This window comes from Streptomyces sp. NPDC102258, assembly GCF_055584685.1.
Genome location: NZ_JBVJLO010000003.1, coordinates 482,691 through 499,748 on the forward strand (window position 1 = coordinate 482,691; position 17,058 = coordinate 499,748).

The following is a 17,058-nucleotide window of genomic DNA, read 5'->3' on the forward strand; positions in this document are numbered from 1 at the left end:
TTACGCCGTCCGGACTACCCGCCGCCGACGGCGCCGGGATCGCTTAGGTCGCCGGGGTCGGGGAGGGGGGTGGGCGGCGGATGAGGAAGGCGGCCAGGGAGCCTGCCGCGCACAGGGCGATCAGGGAGATCGCCGTGCCGAGCCAGGTCGTGCCCAGCCACTGGGTGCCGAAGTAGCCCAGTGCCACGCTGTAGCTCGCCCAGGTCAAGCCCGCCAGTACCGACCAGGGCAGGAACTCCCGCACCGTGCGCCGCGTCCTGCCCGCGCCGAGGGAGACCACCGAGCGGCCCGCCGGGGCGAAGCGGGCGATCACCACGAGGGCGCCGCCGCCGCGGGCCAGGGCCGTGCCCAGCCGTTCGTGCGCGCGGGTCAGGCGGCGCGAGCGGGCGATGGCCCGGTCCAGGCGGGCCCCGCCGCTGCGGGCCAGCCGGTACGCGGCCATGTCGCCCAGTACCGAGGCCGTCGTGGCGGTCATGAGCAGCACCGTCAGGTCGGGCACCCGCGGAGGCGGCCCGGCGGCGGCCGCGGCCGCCGCCGCGCTGACGACGAGGACGCCGCTCGGCAGCACCGGCAGGAACACGTCGAGCAGGATGGACACCGCCACCACGGCGTAGATCCATGGGCCCGAGGTCAACGACCCCAGCGTCTCAACCACAGCGGGACTCCCCAGTCCGAAGCGCCGCGTCGTCGCGGGGAGCGGCAGGGGCGGCTTGACAGCCATACAGCGTACGCCCGGCGCGGGTGCCGCGACGTCCCGGGGCCCGCCGGGCCGGGGGCTACGGCGCGTCGTTGAGCTCCCGGTCCAGCACGGTCACCAGGCGGGCCGCACCCGGCCGGCCCCGCCGGGCCTGGTCCAGGCGCAGCCGGGCGCTCCGGCCCGTCAGGGCCAGCGTCATCAGCTGGTTGCCGAACCAGGGGCCGTCCGTACGCCGCCAGCTCAGCGGAGGCCGGCCCGTCCGCCCGTGCCGCGAGAAGCCGCGCCCCAGCCACCGGCCCAGCCGGGACCAGCCGAGCCGGAACCCCCATTTCACCGCGGTGTGGATGGAGTTGTGAATGGGTGAGCAGGTCAGCTGGAACACGCGGGCCGTGCTCGGTATGCGGGGCTCGGCCACGTACGCGTGATGGACGTCCCCGGACAGGACGCAAATGGTCGCCGGAGCCTTCGGGCCCGTCCCCACCTGCTCGATGAGGTCGCTCAGTGCCGCGAACGACGCGGGGAACGCCGCCCAGTGCTCCAGATCGCTGCGCCGCCGCAGGTCCTCACCGATCCGGGCCCAGCGCGGCCCGCGCTCGCCCCGGCACAGCGCGGCGTTCCACACCTCCGCGTCGTGGATCAGCGGCGGCATCAGCCAGGGCAGGGAGGACCCGATCAGCAGGTGGTCGTAATCCCCGTGCCCCGTCAGGGCGTTCTCGCGCAGCCAGCCTTCTTCCGCCGGGTCGAGCATGGCCCGGCCGTCCTCGGCGAGCACCCGGGCCGCCCGGGTGTCCACCATCAGCAGGCGGGAGCGGCCGAAATCCCGCCGGTAACTCCAGCGCACCGAGGCGGGGTCGGCGTCCGCCCGGGCCGCGAAAGCGCGCAGGGCGTCCGTCCCGTCCGGGGTGGCGCGTACCGCCGCGTACAGCGGGTCCGCGGCGAGCTCGGCGGGCGAGAGGTTGCCCAGGTGCTGGTGGACCCAGTACGACATCAGCCCGCTGAGGACGCGCTCCGCCCACCACGGGGTCGCCCGTATCTCCGCGAGCCAGGCCGCGCTCGTGTTCCAGTCGTCGATGACGTCGTGGTCGTCGAACATGTGCAGGCTCGGGACGGTCGAGAGCAGCCAGCGGATCTCGGGGTCGAGCCAGGACTCGTAATAGAGGCGGGTGTACTCCTCGTAGTCCGCGACCTGCGCGCCGGGTGCCTCGCGCAGATCCCGGCGGGCCGCGAGCCAGCGCCTGGTCTCCCGCGACAGCTGGTCGGCGTACACCTGGTCGCCCAGCAGCAGCAGGACGTCCGGGCGCTGGGCCTGCGGCTGCGCGGCGAGCCGCGCCGCGAGGGTGTCCAGGGCGTCGGCGCCGTGCGGCCCGCGGCGGCCGGCGGGCGGGGCGGCCTGCCGGCACGAGCCGAAGGTGACGCGCAGCCCGGGCGCGGGCAGCCCGGGGCGGCCGCCGACCGCCGGGGCGGTGATCGTGCTCGGCGGGAAGCCGCCGTCGGCGCCCGGCCAGACGAGGACCCCGTCGAGCAGTACCTCGTACGCCGTGGTCGTGCCCGGGGTCAGGCCGGTCACCGGCACCAGTGCGTAGTGGTGGCCGGCCACCTGGAAGGTGTGGTCGCTGCCGCCGGCTCCGTCGGCGCACCGCACCTCGGCCGTGCACGGACGGTCCGCCTCGACCCATATCGTGGCGGTCCCGCCCGTGTCCCAGTCGACGTAGCGCAGCAGTGGTCCAAGACGCAGTCCGGCCATGGAACTCCCCCTCCTCCATACCCCTTTCGATCACGGTACGGGGCGAAGGGCGCGCCCCGCCTCCCCCTGGCGGGGGAGAAGCGGGGGTGGATCCCGGGGAGGGCCGGCGGCCGTTAGGGACGGTCAGCAGCCGTTCAGGACGTTCAGCAGGGCCGTCTTTTCGCCGGTGTCCATGCGCAGGCCCCAGTACTGCTTGACCTGCACCCACATGCGCGCGTAGGTACAGCGGTACGCGGTCCGCGGGGGCAGCCACTTGCCCGGGTCGAGGTCGCCCTTGGCCTGGTTGACGTTGTCCGTGACGGCTATGAGCTGCGGGCGGGTGAGGTCGTTGGCGAACTGCCGACGCTGTTCCGTGGTCCAGGAGTCGGCGCCGGAACGCCACGCTTCGGCCAGCGGGACCATGTGGTCGATGTCCACGTCGGACGCGGCGGTCCAGGTGGCGCCGTCGTACTCCGAGTACCAGCTTCCGCTGACGGCCGCGCAGGCCGAGTCGGTGACGACGTTCGCCCCGTCGCGCTTGAGCACCGTCTCGCGGGTGTTGCAGGTGCCGGAGACCGTGCTCCAGTGCGGGAACTGTGCGCGGCTGTAGCCGCTGAGGGAACCTTCCGCCGCCGGGGTCACCGTGGCCAGGTAGCTCCGGGCCGCCGCCGCGCTGATGGGGGTGGGCGGGGAGGCGAGTGCGGCCGGGGCGCTGACCAGCGAGGTGAGGGCGGCGAGGGCCACGGCGGAGGCGAGGGCGCCCGCTCGGGCAGTGCGCCTGGCCGGGGTGGCCGGGCCGGCCGGGCGCGCTGCGCGACGCGCGTAGATGGAGGGCATGCGGAAGGACGTGAGGGCCATGAGGGCTCCTGGGCGTGGGGGGTGGTGGCCGTTCGGCCCCGGCGGGGCGCGGCCATGCTGGCGGCGCCGGGTGTCCGTGGGGCGGGCGCCAGGTGACAGGTTGCCGACATGGGCACGTCACATCAAGGGTCCCAACGCCCTTCGGCCACAAGGCAGTTGGATTCCGGCCACGTGGGCGGGGGGGAGAGGGGCTGGACTGGGGTGAAGCTCACATACCGGACGGGCTGGGGCTGGCGCCCGGTGTCGCGTACCCTGAACGGAGCAGAAGGGGAGTAGCTCTTCGCCGGACCGTCGACATACTGCTGGGTCACCCAGCCGGCGCCCGGAGGCAGACCGCGTCAGCGGTCGGCCAGCGAGACCTTCGGCCGCAGTGTCCTGTCCGTGTGTTACGCACCTCAGGGCGCCGCCGAGCCGAAGCGACCCCTGAAAAACCCCAGGTCTCTCGGTCCCGATGGCGTCCTGCCCGACCGATCGAGGTTTCACCCCGTGTTCAGCTTCACCGTCATGGCGATCGCCTTCGGCGTCGTCTTCCTCGCCGAACTCCCCGACAAGACGGCCCTCGCCGGCTTGATGCTCGGCACCCGTTACCGCGCCTCTTACGTCTTCGTGGGCGTCGCCGCGGCCTTCGCCGTGCACGTGGGTCTCGCCATCGCCGCGGGCAGTGTGCTCACGCTGTTGCCGCACCGGCTGGTGCAGGCCGTCGTCGGCCTCCTCTTCCTCGCGGGCGCGGCCATGCTGCTCCTGAAGAAGACCGACGAGGACGAGGAGGTCAAGGCGCCCGCCGACCAGTCCTTCTGGAAGGTCTCGGGGGCCGGCTTCATGCTGATCCTGGTGGCCGAGTTCGGTGACCTGACGCAGATCATGACCGCCAACCTCGCGGCGCGTTACGACAACCCCGTCTCCGTCGGCCTCGGCGCCGTACTGGCCCTGTGGGCCGTCGCGGGCATCGGCATCCTGGGCGGGCGCACCCTCATGAAGTACGTGCCGCTGCGGCTCATCACGAAGGTCGCGGCCGCCGTGATGGCGGCGCTGGCCGTGTTCTCGCTGTACGAGGCGATCACGGGCTGATGGCGGAGGGCGGGGGCCGGGGCCGGGGGCCGGGAATCCCCTTGCGGGGAGCCCCGGTACGCGGGCACGCTCGCGGGCGTGACCGCATCCGTAGACGGCGCCGCCGTACCCCCGCCCGGCCGTGGCTTCGCCTGGTCCAACATGTTCGTCCGCCCCGAGGAGGACGTCCGTTCCGACGGCGGGTTCCGCGGTGAGCGGGCGGTCCTCGCGGGGTATCTGCGCGACCAGCGGCTCACGTTGGAGCTGAAGTGCGCCGGGCTCGGTGCCGAGGCGATGGCCCGCCGGGCGGTGGAGCCCTCGAACCTGTCGCTGCTGGGCCTCGTACGGCATCTCGCGGGCGTGGAGCAGCACTGGTTCCGGGGCGTCATGGCGGGTGAGGACGTACGCCGTCACTACCGCTCGGAGCGGGAGCCGGACGGGGAGTTCACCGGCGCGGTGGCCGACCCGGCGGTGGTGACGGAGGCGTGGGCCACCTGGCGGGCGGAGGTCGCCTTCGCGGAGGGGCTGGTGGAAGCGGCGCCCGGCCTCGGCGTCACCGGCGACGGGGGCGGGGAGCCGGTGGAGCTGCGCGAAGTGCTGGTGCACATGATCGAGGAATACGCCCGCCACAACGGGCACGCCGATCTGCTGCGCGAGCGGATCGACGGGCGCGTCGGCCAGTAGCGCACCGCCACCGGCGGTCCTTACGGAGCGGGGCGCGGCGGCCGTGAGCCGGAGGGGAACCGGCGCCGGCTGGCACCCGTCCGGCGGCTTCGGGCGGCGCGTGGCGGTGCCGGTCGGAATGGCCGGGGACGGCGCCCGGTGGTACCGGTCAGAGGGCCATGGGGCCGCGCGTCGCGGTGCTGGCCAGACGGCCACGGGGGCTTTGTGTGGCGGTGCTGGTCGGACAGGCCGGGGAGCCGCGCACGGTGGCGGTGGCCAGGCGCCGGGATGCCGCGACGGCGGTGCCGGTCGGACTAGTTACGGCGTCGAGCCTTGTGGCGCCGGTGAGGCGGCCACGGGGCCGCGCGTGGCTGTGCCGGTCGGGCCGCCGGGGAACGGTGCCCAGCGGCGGTCAGACGGCCACGGGGCCGAGCGCGGGGGCGGTGGTCAGGCGGCCGGAAGCCGTGCCCGGCGGTGCCGGTCAGAGGGCCACCGGGCCACTCGGCGGCGCTGCTCAGACGGCGGGAGAGTCGCGTGTGGCGGTGCTGGTCGGACCGGCCGGGGGGCCGCGCACGGCGGCGGTAGGGCGGTTGCGGGGCCGAGTGCGGCGGGGGTGGTCAGGCGGGCCGGATAGTCGCGCCTGGCGGTGCGGGTCAGAGGCTACCGGCCGCTCGGCGGCGCTGGTCAGACGGTCGGTGGTGCCGGTCAGGCGGCCACGGCCCTGTGCAGCGGTGCCGGTCGAACCGGCTGGGGAGCCGTGCCGGCGGTGCTGGCCGGACGGCCCCGGGGCGGCGCGTGGTGGTGCCGATCAGGTGGCCGGATAGCCGCGCCCGGCGGTGACGGTCGGAGGGCCAACGGGCCAGGCTCGGCGGCGACGGGTGAGAGGGGCCGGGCGGGGCGGTGGCGGTCAGGCGGCCGTGGAGCGGTGTGGCGGCGTCGGTCAGGCGGTCGGGGTGAGGGTCAGGCGGATCGTGCCGTTTTCGGCGGGTTCGACGTGGACCGAGGTCAGGTCGGGGACGTGGGCCGTGGGACCGTACGCGGCGGCGCGGGGGCCGATGCCGATCACGCGCATGCCGGCCGCCAGGCCCGCCGCGATGCCGGCGCCGGAGTCCTCGAAGACCACACAGTCGGCGGGGTCCACGCCGAGCTCGGCGGCGCCCTTCAGGAAGCCCTCGGGGTCGGGCTTGCTGGCCCCGACGGACTCGGCGGTGACCCGTACGCGCGGCATCGGCAGCGCGGCGGCGGTCATCCGGGCCGTGGCGAGGGCGGCGTCGGCCGAGGTCACGAGGGCGTGCGGGAGGCCGGCTATCGCCGCCATGAACTCCACGGCGCCGCCCACGGGCACCACGCCGTCGGTGTCGGCGGTCTCGCGGGCGAGCATCACCTTGTTCTCGGCGTGGTTGAGTTCCATGGGGCGCTCGGGGAGCAGGATCGCCATGGTGGCGTACCCCTGGCGGCCGTGGACCACCTTGAGGGCCTCCACCGGGTCCAGCCCGTGGGAGACCGCCCAGTCGCGCCAGCAGCGTTCGACCACCGCGTCGGAGTTGACGATCGTTCCGTCCATGTCCAGGAGCAGGGCCCGGGCGGAGAGGACGGCGGGGGCGGTGGTGGTGCTGGCCGGCATCGGCGGGGCTCCAGACGGGCGGGAAAGAGAACAAGCGGTTCCGTCCACCGGTCAGGGAGTGCGGACGGAACCACTTTGTTCCTACACGATACAAAACCGGGGACGGTGCGCGCCACTCTGCGGGGAGTGACTTATCCCTCCAGGGCGCGGCGGGTCGCCGGGCCGTAGACGCCGCGGGGGTCGTCGCGGATGCGGCGGTCGTCCTGGAAGTCGGAGACGGCCCGCTCGACGGCGCGCCCGTACCTGCCGTCGACGCGCCCCCGGTAGCGACCCTGGCTCGCCAGCAGGCGCTGGAGCCTCTCGACCTCGGGGCCGGTGTCGCCGGGGCGCAGGGTGGCGGGCTGGGCGGGCGGCCGTGGAGGGGGGCTGGCGGGCCGGGTGAGGCCGGCGGAGGGGGTGGGCCCGGGCGCGGAGGCGGTACGGGACGCCGATGCGGTGGCGCCGGCCGACGCCGAAGGGGAGGCCGAACGCGACGCGCTCCGGCTGGGCAGGGCCGACGCGGACCGGGTCCCGGCCGGAGTCGGGCCGGTGGCCCCGTCCGACGGGCCCACCGGGGCCGCCGTGAGGGCGGGCGCCGACGGTTTGGGGTCCAGGAGTACGGCGTCACCGTCGCCGGAGCCGGAGAACAGCCCCACCGCCAGAGCCACGGCAACGACGGCCACCACGACACCGCCGCCCGCGATCAGCGGCACCAGCCGCCGGGGCCGGGGCGCGGAGCCCGCGCGGGGCGGGTACGGGGACACGGCCCGCAACTGCACCGTCTGCTCGGCACGAGCGGTCGGCACGGCCACCCCGTACGCCGCTGCCTGCGACGCGTACCCGGGGGCACCGGGCGCGGGCACGGCGGCGTACTGGGTCCCGGGCGGGATGGCTGACGGCACCTGGGAGGCGTACGGGGTCCCGGGCGGGGTGGCCGATGGCGACGCGGCGGCGTAGGGACTCCCGGACGGGGTGTGGGCGGGGGCGGCCGGGATCGGAGGAAGCATCTCGGTCGGCGCTTCGCCCGGCGGCGGGGCGGAGCGGGGCACTCCCGCCTGGGGACCCGCGTACGGCCCGTGGCCGGGGGCGGCCGGGACCGGAGGAAACAGCTCGGTCGGCGCTTCGCCTGCCGGCGGGGGCGCGGAGCCGAACGGAACCCCAGGCAGGGAGGCCGACGGGAGCGGGGCGGCGTAGGGAGTCGCGGGCGGGGTGTGGCCGGAGGCGGCCGGGATCGGGGGGAGTAGCTCGGTCGGCGCTTCGCCTGCCGACGGGGCGGGGTGGGGCACTCCCGTCCGGTAGCCCGCAGACGGATATGGCCCGTGGCCGGGAGGCACCGGGCCCGCGCTGCCGTCACTGGCAGGCCCGCGCACCCCTTCGGCAGCGGTCTCGCGCGGCGCGGGCCGGTACGCCGCATCCGCACCAGGCGCGGGTGCGGCCTCCGGGCGGGGTGACCAGTACGCCGCGTCCGCGTCAGGTCCCGCCGTGGTTTCCGGGCGGGCAGGCCGGTATTCGGCGTGTGCGGCGAGGCCAAGTGGCGCCTCGGTGGCGCCGTGCGTCTGCGGGTGGGGGGTTTCGGCTTCGGGCGGCGGTCGCAGGAGGGCCGTGTCAGCACTGGGCCCGGCCGTGCTCTGCGGCTGGGCGGGGCGGTGCGGGGCGTGCGCGTCGAGGCTGCCGGTGCCCGGTCGGTCGGGCCGGGGCGCCGCTTGTGCGTCGGGTCCGGCTGGGGCCTCCGGCTGGCGAGGCCACCGTGCCGCGCCCGTGTCGGGCCCGGCGGGGGTCCCCGGCCGGGTGGGATGGTGCGCCCCGTCCGGGTGTGGGTCGGCGGTGGTCTGCGGGTGCGTGGGGTGGGGTGTCGCCGCTGGGGTGGGGTCGAGGGGGGTTTGCGGGGCCGTGGGTGGGGGGCGGTGGTAGGCCGTGTGGGGCGGGGGTGTGTCGGGGTGGGGTGGGGCGGTGGGGGTCGGGGGTTGGGGGAGGGGGGCGTACGGGCGGATGCGGAGGGGGTCGTACGGGGGTGGGATATGGGGGCAGGACGGCGTGGTGGCGTCGCAATCCGGACAGCGCTCCGTGTTCACTGTTACCCCTCCCCTGGGCCGCTGCCTGCGATTATGCAGACCCCGCGGGGTTCGCCCAACCGCCCGACAGGCCATAACCGGACACACCGCTCAGGATGGATGGTGCCGATCCCGCCTGAGGAGGTCCCGATGGCCCAGGATGTCACCGATTCCACCGTGGAACCCGGTCCCGGTACCGAGCACGCCTCCCGCGAGGTGCTCGTCTCGATCGGAGCCCTGCTGCTGGGCCTGCTGATCGCCGCCCTCGACCAGACCATCGTCTCCACCGCCCTCCCCACCATCGTCAGCGAGCTCGGCGGCATGGAGCACCTGTCCTGGGTGGTCACCGCCTACATGCTCGCCTCCACCGCGGCCACCCCCCTGTGGGGCAAGCTGGGCGACCAGTACGGCCGCAAGAAGCTGTACCAGTACGCCATCGTGCTGTTCCTGATCGGCTCCGCGCTCTGCGGCATCGCCCAGAACATGCCCCAGCTCATCGGCTTCCGCGCCCTCCAGGGCCTCGGCGGCGGCGGGCTGATGGTGCTCTCGATGGCGATCGTCGGCGACATCGTCCCGCCGCGCGAACGCGGCAAGTACCAGGGCCTCTTCGGCGCCGTCTTCGGTGCCACGAGCGTGCTGGGCCCACTGCTGGGCGGCCTGTTCGTGGACCACCTCACCTGGCGGTGGGTCTTCTACATCAACATCCCCATCGGTCTCGTCGCCCTCCTCGTCATCGCGGCGGTCCTGCGCATACCGGCCCGTTCCTCGAAGCACACCATCGACTACCTGGGCACCTTCCTCATCGCCTCCGTCGCCACCTGCCTCGTCCTGGTCGCCTCCCTCGGCGGCACCACCTGGGCCTGGGGGTCGAGCCAGATCATCGGCCTCGCCGTCCTCGGCGCGCTGCTCCTCGCCGCCTTCATCCTCGTGGAGCGGCGGGCCGCCGAACCGGTCCTGCCGCTCAAGCTGTTCCGCATCCGCACCTTCACCCTCTGCTCGGTGATCAGCTTCATCATCGGCTTCGCGATGTTCGGCGCGATGGTCTACCTGCCGACCTTCCTCCAGGTCGTACGGGGTGTCTCGCCGACCATGTCGGGCGTCCACATGCTCCCGATGGTCTTCGGCCTGCTGATCGCCTCCACCGGCTCCGGCCAGATCGTCAGCCGCACCGGGCGCTGGAAGGTCTTCCCGATCCTCGGCACCGCCATCACCGCCGTCGGCCTGCTCCTCCTGCACCGGCTGGAACGCACCAGCTCCGACTGGGAGATGAGCGTCTACTTCTTCGTCTTCGGCTTCGGGCTCGGTCTGGTCATGCAGGTGCTCGTCCTGGTCGTGCAGAACGCGGTCAGTTACGCCGACCTCGGCGTCGCCACCTCCGGTGCCACCTTCTTCCGCTCCATCGGCGCCTCCTTCGGCGTCGCCATCTTCGGCACGATCTTCACCAACCGGCTCGGCGACAAGCTCTCCGCCGCCCTCGCCGGCGTCCGGCTGCCGCCCGCCGCGACCCCGGAGCGGCTGGAGGCGGACCCCAGGGCCATCGCCGCGCTCCCGGCCCGGCTGCGGCCCACCGTGCTCGACGCCTACGCCACGGCCATCACCGACGTCTTCCTCTACGCCGTGCCCGTGGTCCTGCTCGCCTTCGTGATCTCCTGGTTCCTGAAGGAGGACAAGCTCCGCGCCTCCGTCACCGCACCCGACGTGACGGAAACCCTCGCCTCCAACCCCGTCGAGCGCACCTCACACGACGAGGTCGCCCGCGCCCTGTCGGTGCTGGGCACCCGCGAGGGCCGCCGCCACGTCTACGAGAAGATCACCGCGAAAGCGGGCTTCGACCTGCTCCCCGCCGCCAGCTGGATGCTGCTGCGGATCAAGAAGTACGGGTCCACCGACCCCGCGCTCCTCGCCGAGCGCACCGGTGTCCCGCTGCGGGTCGTCACCGACGCCGGACGCCAGGTCGAGGAGCGCGGGCTCGCCGCGCGCCAAGGGCTCTCGCTGGTCCTGACCGACCGGGGCCGGGAGGCGGCCGGCCGCCTCTCGGACGCCCGGCAGGAGTCCCTCGCCGAACTGCTCGGTGATTGGTGGGGCCCCGAGCGGCCCACCGACCTGATCAAGCTCGTCGAACAGCTCAACCGGGAGCTCTGCGGGTCCGACTCCGAGGAGCCCTACGACACCCTCCCGCGCCGGGACCACTCCACTCACTGACCGACCACTACGCGGTGAGGGGCTTTTCGAACCAGTGCTGCGCGTACGGGCCCGAGTTGTACGCGGGTATCTCGCGGTACCCGTGACGCGCGTACAGGGCGCGGGCCTCCACCAGGTCGCTGCGGGTGTCCAGGCGCACCCGGACCGCCCCCAGCGCGCGGCCCGCCTCCTCCAGCGCGGCGAGCAGCACCGCCCCGCCACCGGTGCCGCGGGCGCGCGGGGCGACGTACACGCGGGTGAGTTCGGCGGTCGCGGGGTCGAGGAGACGTATGCCGCCGCAGGCCAGGGGCCGCCCGTCGAGCCGGCCGACCACGAAGCGGCCGGAGGGGGGTGCCAGCTCGTCGGCCGGGAAGTCCAGCATGCCCTGGTCGATCTCGGCCTCGGTGACCGACTCGACCGGTCGTTTCCAGTACCGGCCCGCGACCTCCGCGTAGTACGCGCGGCGCAGGGCGGTGGCGTCGTCCGTGGTGAACGGCTCCACCGTCACCTTCCAGAGGGGAGCAGCAGTCCCGGCCGCCGTCATAGTCGTCGTTGCAGTCGCAGTAGTGGTCGCCGTGGTCAGGTTTTCCGTCATGGCCTCAGTGTGGAGCGCGCTCCGGCTTTCCCGCGTGGAATATCCACAGGCACGGGCCGATGATGCGGAAAGGTGTAAATCGTACGGATGAAGGAACCCCCCTCACCCGCCGCTCACGCCTGCTTCGGCGCCGCCTGCTGCACGACCTCGAACGACCACACCTGGGACCCGGACGCCGCCGGCTTCGGCCGTTCACCGCCGCCGGCACCACCACCGCCGCCGCCCTGGTGCGCCGCCTTCATCGGCCCCTCCATCCACGCCTGGAAGTCCTCCTCCGAGCGCCACCGCGTGTACACCAGGTACTGGTCGGTGCCCTCGACCGGACGCAGCAGCTCGAACCACTCGAACCCGTCCGACCCCTCCACGGAGCCCGCGCGCGAGGCGAAGCGCTGTTCCAGGACCTCCCGCTGCTCGGCGGGCACGGTCAGTGCGTTGATCTTCACGATGCTCATGCCCGCCATCCTAGAGATCCCGCGGGGGATATCGTCGTCCGAGGTAATGATCCGGTGCACCGTGCGCGGCAGCCAGGCGAAGCCGGGGTTGCGGTCGGCAGGGCGGGAGGACGGCGAGGCGTGGCTGACGCGGCGGAGCACGGCGGTGGCAACGGACATGCCGGTGTCATAGGCGGTGGCGGCAGACTCGGAGCGGCACGGTTCGTGCTGTGGGCGCTGGCGGCCGTGCTCGCCGTCAGACAGGCCGCCGCCGTGCTCCGGACACCGCCGGGCGAGTGGCTCGGCGACTTCCACCTCCCCGGCGGGCCCGGGAGCCTGCCCGGCTCGCTCTACGACGCCGGGCAGTTCACCGCCACGCCCTTCGCGGGGCTCGTCCTCAAGCCCCTGGTCGCGCTCGCGGCGCCCTCCCTGGAGGTGGCCTGGACCTGCGTGACCCTGGGGTTCGTCACCGCGATCGGGCTGGTCGCCGCGCGCGGACTGCCCGGTCCCCTGTCCCGGCGCACCGCGCTGTCGGCCGCCCCCGTGCTGGTCGCGCTGATGATGGTGTCGCTGCCCGTCCGCGAGGCCGCCTCCCCCGGGCAGACCGCCGTCCTGCCCGTCCTGCTGGTGCTGCTCGCGTTCTTCCGGGTGCCCGGGGACCCGGGGGAGCCCGGGGAGCGGCCCGCCGGGTTCCTCGTCGGGCTCGCCGCCGCCCTCCAGCCCGCGCTGCTGCTGTTCGCGCCGCTGCTGTGGCTGACGGGCCGCCGGCCCACCGCCCGGGCCGCCGCCGTGACCTTCGCCGGCGCCACCGCGCTGTCCTGGGCGGCGCTGCCGCGCGACTCGTGGACGTACTGGGTCGAGCACCTGGCGGGCACCGGCCTCGGCGGGGCCCCCGACGGCCTCGCCAACCAGTCCGTGCACGGCGCCCTGCTGCGGATCGGCCTCACCGGCCCCGGCGAGGTGCTGCTCTACCTCGCTCTCGCCGCCGTGATCGTCTTCACCGGCCTGCGCCGCGCGGCCCGCTACGCCCGCGACGGCCAGCTGCTGCTCGCCGTCGCCGTCACCGGCTGCGTGGCCGTCGCCGTGTCCCCGACCGGCTGGCGCCACCAGCTGCTGTGGGTGCTGCTCGCGGTAGCCGGCAAGGTGGGGAAGCGGGCCGCCGACCGGCCGGTGTGGCCGGTGGCCGTGGTGCTCGCGATGACCCTGCCGAGTGCCGTGCTGCTGCCGAACCTGGCCGCGCTGGCCCCCGTACGGGACAACGTGCCGCTCCTCGCGGCCGTGGCGGCGGCCTGCGCGGTGCCGTTCCTGCCGCGCTCGTCCCCGTACTGGCGCGAGCCCGTGCCGACGCGCTACGGACGTCCCGCCGCCGCGCGCTGGTCGCGCGTGCCGCTGCTGCCGTCCTGGCGCCGGGTGCTGTCCCGCCCGAACCTGCTGCTGGAGCTGCTGCTGATACGGGTCGGCTACTCCCTCTACTCGCACATCCGCGCCGCCGCCCCCACCAGCCGCTCCCTCGCGGAGGGCAACGGGGCGCGGATCCACGCCGTCGAGCAGGCGCTCGGCATCGACATCGAACGCGCCGTGAACCGGGCCGTGGTGGACACGCCCTGGCTGAAGGCGTTCTTCGACTTCTACTACACCTCCTTCCACTTCGTGGTCCCGCTGGCCATCCTGGCCGTCCTGTACTGGCGCCGGCCGGCGGACTACCGCTGGGCGCGCGCCTCGCTGGGGCTGGCGACCGTCATGGCGCTGGCCGGGTTCTGGCTCTACCCGCTGGCCCCGCCCCGGCTCATGCCGGACCTCGGCTTCGTGGACACCGTGCACGGGGTGCAGGACCTCGCGAACCCCTCGTACGGGGCGATGACGGCCATCTCCAACCAGTACGCGGCGATGCCCTCGCTGCACTTCGGCTGGTCGCTGTGGTGCGGGACCGTGATCGTGGTGCTCGCGCCGAAGGGGTGGCAGAAGCTGCTCGGCGCGCTGCACCCGCTGATCACCGTCTGCGCGATCGTGGCCACCGCCAACCACTGGGTGCTCGACGCGGTCGGCGGCGCCGTGGTCGTCGGCGCCGGGCTCGGGCTGGTCCACGTACTGTCCGGGCCGCGGCGCCTGCGGCTGGACCTGCCCGGTCCGCGCGCGGCGGCGGCCGGGGACGCGGGGGAGCCGGTACGGGCCCCAGCCCGGTCGGGGCGGGCGTGACCAGCGGGGGCACGGCGGAGCCCGTACGTGCCCCAGCCCGGTCGGGGCGGCCCTGAGTACGGGGCTTACCGGGCCTACGGGCGCGAGGGCCGAGTGACCAGCGGACGGCAGGGGCCGGGGGCGTGGGAGGTGGACGGCCCCTGCCGCCCTGGGTCACGGGTCAGCGGGCGCTGACCCGGAGTTCCTTGATGCCGTTCAGCCAGGCCGCCCGCAGCCTCCGCGGCCCGTCGGCGGCCAGCCGCAGGTCCGGCAGGGTGTCGGCCAGGGCGTTGAAGATCAGGTCGATCTCCATGACGGCCAGGGACTTGCCGAGACAGAAGTGCGGTCCGCCGCCGCCGAAGCCGAGGTGGGGGTTGGGGTCGCGGGTGATGTCGAAGGCGTCGGGGTTCTCGAAGACCTCGGGGTCGTGGTTGGCGGAGGAGTAGAACATGCCGACCCGGTCGCCCACCTTGATCTTCTGGCCGCCCAGTTCGGTGTCCTGGGTGGCGGTCCGCTGGAAGGAGACCACGGGGGTGGCCCAGCGGACGATCTCCTCCGCGGCCGTAGCCGGCCGGGTCGCCTTGTACAGCTCCCACTGCTCGGGGTGGGTGAGGAAGGCGTGCATGCCGTGGCTGATGGCGTTGCGGGTGGTCTCGTTGCCGGCGACCGCCAGCAGCAGGACGAAGAAGCCGAACTCGTCGGAGGCCAGGTTGCCCTGCCCCTCGGCCGCCACGAGCTGGCTGACGATGTCCTTGGCGGGGCACTCCTTGCGCGCGGCGGCCAGGTTCATGGCGTAGCCGATGAGTTCCATCGCGGCGTTGGCGCCGACCTCTTCGGTGATGGCGTACTCGGGGTCGTCGTAGGCGATCATCTTGTTCGACCAGTCGAAGATACGGGACCGGTCCTCCTGCGGAACGCCGATCAGTTCGGCGATGGCCTGGAGCGGGAGCTCGCACGCCACCTGCGTGACGAAGTCGAAGCTGCCGTCGGCCGAGGCGGCCACGGCCTCCTCGGTGATCCGCCGGGCCCGGTCGCGCAGGGCCGCCTCCAGGCCGCGGATGGCCCGGGGGGTGAAGCCCCGCTGCACGATCTGGCGTACGCGGGTGTGTTCCGGCGGGTCCATGTTCAGCATGATCAGACGCTGGGCATCTATCTGCTCGCGCTGGATGTGCTCGTTGAAGCGGATGATCGCCGTATTGGTGGTGGAGGAGAACAACTCCGGGTGCGTGGAGACGTATTTGACGTCCGCGTGCCGGGTGACGGCCCAGTACCCCTCGTCGTCGAAGCCGGTGACGCCGCGCCGCTGCGGGCACCACCACACCGGTGCGGTCTGCCGGAGCTGCGCGAACTCGGGCAAGGGGACCCGGTCGTGGAGGAGGTCGGGGTCGGTGGCGTCGAAGCCTTCGGGCAGCGCGGGACAGGGCATCGGGCTACTCCATGGTCTGGCGAGGGTCTGACGGCCCATCAGAAGCTGGCTTGAAGGTAATAACGAGTTCTAGAAGTGACAAGGGATCCCGCATCAACTGTTGCGTGTGGAATCCGTGTAAGCCGCGTGCAAGACCCTTGCGTGCGGGGGGTCCAGGTCATAAGACTGCGGGGGAGAACTAGAACGCGTACTAGTTCGGGGCGGGGCGCCGGGACGGCCCGCCACGCCGGCGCTGTACCGGACGTGCAGGAGAGGACGAGCTCATGGCCGCGGAACCCGTCATCGTCGAAGCCGTACGCACCCCCATCGGGAAACGCGGGGGCGCCCTGGCCAACCTCCATCCCGCCTACCTCCTCGGCGAGACCTACCGCGAACTCCTCGCCCGTACCGCGATCCAGCCCGACTGCGTCGAGCAGATCGTCGGCGGCACCGTCACCCACGCCGGAGAGCAGTCCATGAACCCGGCGCGCAACGCCTGGCTCGCCATGGGACTGCCGTACGAGACCGCCGCGACGACGGTGGACTGCCAGTGCGGCAGCTCCCAGCAGGCCAACCACATGGTGGCCAACATGATCTCCGGCGGGGTCATGGACATCGGCATCGCCTGCGGGGTCGAGGCCATGAGCCGGGTCCCGCTGGGCTCCGGGTCCAAGCACGGCCCCGGCAAGCCCTTCCCCGACGAGTGGAACGTCGACCTCCCCAACCAGTTCGAGGCCGCCGAGCGGATCGCCCGGCACCGGGGGCTGACCCGCGAGGACGTCGACCGCCTCGGGGTGCTCTCGCAGGAGCGGGCCGCGGCCGCCTGGGCCGAGGAGCGCTTCAAGCGCGAGACGTTCGCCGTCCAGGTCCCCACCACCGAGGCCGAGCAGGCCGCCGGGCAGGGCATGTGGCGGCTGGTCGACCGGGACGAGGGGCTGCGCGACACCAGCATGGAGGGCCTGGCCCGGCTCAAGCCGGTCATGCCGACCGCCGTGCACACCGCCGGGAACTCCTCCCAGATATCCGACGGCGCCGCCGCCGTGATGTGGGCCTCGCGCAAGATGGCCCGCGCCCTCAAGCTCAAGGCGCGCGCCCGGATCGTCGCCCAGACGCTGGTCGGCGCCGATCCGCACTACCACCTGGACGGGCCGATCGACGCGACGCGGGCCGTGCTGGGCAAGGCCGGGATGTCGCTGCGCGACATCGACCTGGTCGAGATCAACGAGGCCTTCGCCTCCGTCGTCCTCAGCTGGGCCCAGGTCTTCGACCAGGACCTGGAGAAGGTGAACGTCAACGGCGGCGGCATCGCGCTCGGCCACCCCGTCGGCGCCACCGGCGCCCGGCTGATCACCACCGCGCTGCACGAGCTGGAGCGGCGCGACAAGGAGTTCGCGCTGATCACCATGTGCGCGGGAGGCGCGCTGGCGACCGGCACGATCATCCAGCGCCTCTAGCGTCCGGGGCCGCCGCTCCCGGGAGTGGTGGCGCCGGGAAGGACCCAGTGGGATGGGAAAGCGAAGGCCCCGGTGGCCGGCCTGGGGAGGCCGGCCACCGGGGCCTTCGCACGTTCGTCCGCCGGTGTTTTAGTACCAGTGGTGGGACTGCCAGAAGTTCCAGGCGCCGACGGGG

Annotated in this window: 13 protein-coding genes; 5 read left to right on the forward strand and 8 right to left on the reverse strand. The window is 73.7% G+C overall.

Features of this window, described 5'->3' with window-relative positions; genetic code table 11:
• Nucleotides 1-43 precede the first annotated feature (43 nt).
• The 3 genes from ACZ6ZT_RS07925 to ACZ6ZT_RS07935 form a co-directional block, all read right to left on the reverse strand.
• A complete protein-coding gene (locus tag ACZ6ZT_RS07925) occupies nt 44-655 on the reverse strand; it encodes a DedA family protein (protein ID WP_469716551.1) in 612 nt (203 codons plus the stop codon).
• A gap of 121 nt (nt 656-776) precedes the next feature.
• Nucleotides 777-2,441 carry an alkaline phosphatase D family protein gene (locus ACZ6ZT_RS07930; protein ID WP_469716552.1) on the reverse strand — a complete coding sequence of 555 codons (1,665 nt, stop codon included), beginning with the start codon at nt 2,439-2,441 and terminating at the stop codon, nt 777-779.
• Nucleotides 2,442-2,564: 123 nt separating this feature from the next.
• Complete coding sequence (locus tag ACZ6ZT_RS07935; RefSeq protein WP_469716607.1) at nt 2,565-3,257, reverse strand: HNH endonuclease family protein; 693 nt, start codon at nt 3,255-3,257, stop codon at nt 2,565-2,567.
• A 507-nt stretch (nt 3,258-3,764) separates the two neighbouring features.
• Between ACZ6ZT_RS07935 and ACZ6ZT_RS07940 the strand changes: the two genes are divergently transcribed.
• Nucleotides 3,765-4,346 carry a TMEM165/GDT1 family protein gene (locus ACZ6ZT_RS07940; protein ID WP_469716554.1) on the forward strand — a complete coding sequence of 194 codons (582 nt, stop codon included), beginning with the start codon at nt 3,765-3,767 and terminating at the stop codon, nt 4,344-4,346.
• Nucleotides 4,347-4,487: 141 nt separating this feature from the next.
• A complete protein-coding gene (locus ACZ6ZT_RS07945; RefSeq protein WP_469716609.1) occupies nt 4,488-5,009 on the forward strand; it encodes a DinB family protein in 522 nt (173 codons plus the stop codon).
• 919 nt (nt 5,010-5,928) lie between these two features.
• Here ACZ6ZT_RS07945 and ACZ6ZT_RS07950 read toward each other — a convergent pair.
• The gene (locus ACZ6ZT_RS07950) at nt 5,929-6,612 is read right to left on the reverse strand and encodes an HAD-IA family hydrolase (RefSeq protein WP_469716556.1); all 684 of its coding nucleotides are present in this window, start codon (nt 6,610-6,612) and stop codon (nt 5,929-5,931) included.
• Nucleotides 6,613-6,743: 131 nt separating this feature from the next.
• Nucleotides 6,744-7,493 (reverse strand): peptidoglycan-binding domain-containing protein, encoded by a 750-nt coding sequence (locus ACZ6ZT_RS07955; RefSeq protein ID WP_469716558.1) that lies wholly within the window; start codon nt 7,491-7,493, stop codon nt 6,744-6,746.
• Between the two features lie 1,299 nt (nt 7,494-8,792).
• On the opposite strand from ACZ6ZT_RS07955, the gene ACZ6ZT_RS07960 reads away from it, so the two are divergent.
• Nucleotides 8,793-10,844 (forward strand): MDR family MFS transporter, encoded by a 2,052-nt coding sequence (locus tag ACZ6ZT_RS07960; protein WP_469716560.1) that lies wholly within the window; start codon nt 8,793-8,795, stop codon nt 10,842-10,844.
• 7 nt (nt 10,845-10,851) lie between these two features.
• Here ACZ6ZT_RS07960 and ACZ6ZT_RS07965 read toward each other — a convergent pair whose 3' ends face one another.
• Nucleotides 10,852-11,367: a GNAT family N-acetyltransferase gene (locus ACZ6ZT_RS07965; RefSeq protein ID WP_469716611.1), complete on the reverse strand. Its 516-nt coding sequence runs from the start codon at nt 11,365-11,367 to the stop codon at nt 10,852-10,854.
• Nucleotides 11,368-11,531: 164 nt separating this feature from the next.
• Nucleotides 11,532-11,870: an antibiotic biosynthesis monooxygenase family protein gene (locus ACZ6ZT_RS07970; protein ID WP_469716562.1), complete on the reverse strand. Its 339-nt coding sequence runs from the start codon at nt 11,868-11,870 to the stop codon at nt 11,532-11,534.
• A 120-nt stretch (nt 11,871-11,990) separates the two neighbouring features.
• On the opposite strand from ACZ6ZT_RS07970, the gene ACZ6ZT_RS07975 reads away from it, so the two are divergent.
• Nucleotides 11,991-14,045: a bifunctional glycosyltransferase 87/phosphatase PAP2 family protein gene (locus ACZ6ZT_RS07975; protein ID WP_469716564.1), complete on the forward strand. Its 2,055-nt coding sequence runs from the start codon at nt 11,991-11,993 to the stop codon at nt 14,043-14,045.
• A gap of 160 nt (nt 14,046-14,205) precedes the next feature.
• On the opposite strand, the gene ACZ6ZT_RS07980 is transcribed toward ACZ6ZT_RS07975, so the two are convergent.
• Complete coding sequence (locus ACZ6ZT_RS07980; protein ID WP_469716566.1) at nt 14,206-15,450, reverse strand: cytochrome P450; 1,245 nt, start codon at nt 15,448-15,450, stop codon at nt 14,206-14,208.
• A 263-nt stretch (nt 15,451-15,713) separates the two neighbouring features.
• On the opposite strand from ACZ6ZT_RS07980, the gene ACZ6ZT_RS07985 reads away from it, so the two are divergent.
• The gene (locus ACZ6ZT_RS07985; protein WP_469716568.1) at nt 15,714-16,883 is read left to right on the forward strand and encodes a steroid 3-ketoacyl-CoA thiolase; all 1,170 of its coding nucleotides are present in this window, start codon (nt 15,714-15,716) and stop codon (nt 16,881-16,883) included.
• Nucleotides 16,884-17,058 lie beyond the last annotated feature (175 nt).

What these genes read in the sequence shown, in the direction of transcription:
- ACZ6ZT_RS07965 (WP_469716611.1), bottom strand. Translation starts at nt 11,367, where the DNA reads ATGACGGCGGCCGGGACTGCTGCTCCCCTCTGGAAGGTGACGGTGGAG.
- ACZ6ZT_RS07980 (WP_469716566.1), bottom strand. Translation starts at nt 15,450, where the DNA reads ATGCCCTGTCCCGCGCTGCCCGAAGGCTTCGACGCCACCGACCCCGAC.
- ACZ6ZT_RS07945 (WP_469716609.1), top strand. Translation starts at nt 4,488, where the DNA reads ATGTTCGTCCGCCCCGAGGAGGACGTCCGTTCCGACGGCGGGTTCCGC.
- ACZ6ZT_RS07970 (WP_469716562.1), bottom strand. Translation starts at nt 11,870, where the DNA reads ATGAGCATCGTGAAGATCAACGCACTGACCGTGCCCGCCGAGCAGCGG.
- ACZ6ZT_RS07960 (WP_469716560.1), top strand. Translation starts at nt 8,793, where the DNA reads ATGGCCCAGGATGTCACCGATTCCACCGTGGAACCCGGTCCCGGTACC.
- ACZ6ZT_RS07935 (WP_469716607.1), bottom strand. Translation starts at nt 3,257, where the DNA reads ATGCCCTCCATCTACGCGCGTCGCGCAGCGCGCCCGGCCGGCCCGGCC.
- ACZ6ZT_RS07985 (WP_469716568.1), top strand. Translation starts at nt 15,714, where the DNA reads ATGGCCGCGGAACCCGTCATCGTCGAAGCCGTACGCACCCCCATCGGG.
- ACZ6ZT_RS07950 (WP_469716556.1), bottom strand. Translation starts at nt 6,612, where the DNA reads ATGCCGGCCAGCACCACCACCGCCCCCGCCGTCCTCTCCGCCCGGGCC.
- ACZ6ZT_RS07930 (WP_469716552.1), bottom strand. Translation starts at nt 2,441, where the DNA reads ATGGCCGGACTGCGTCTTGGACCACTGCTGCGCTACGTCGACTGGGAC.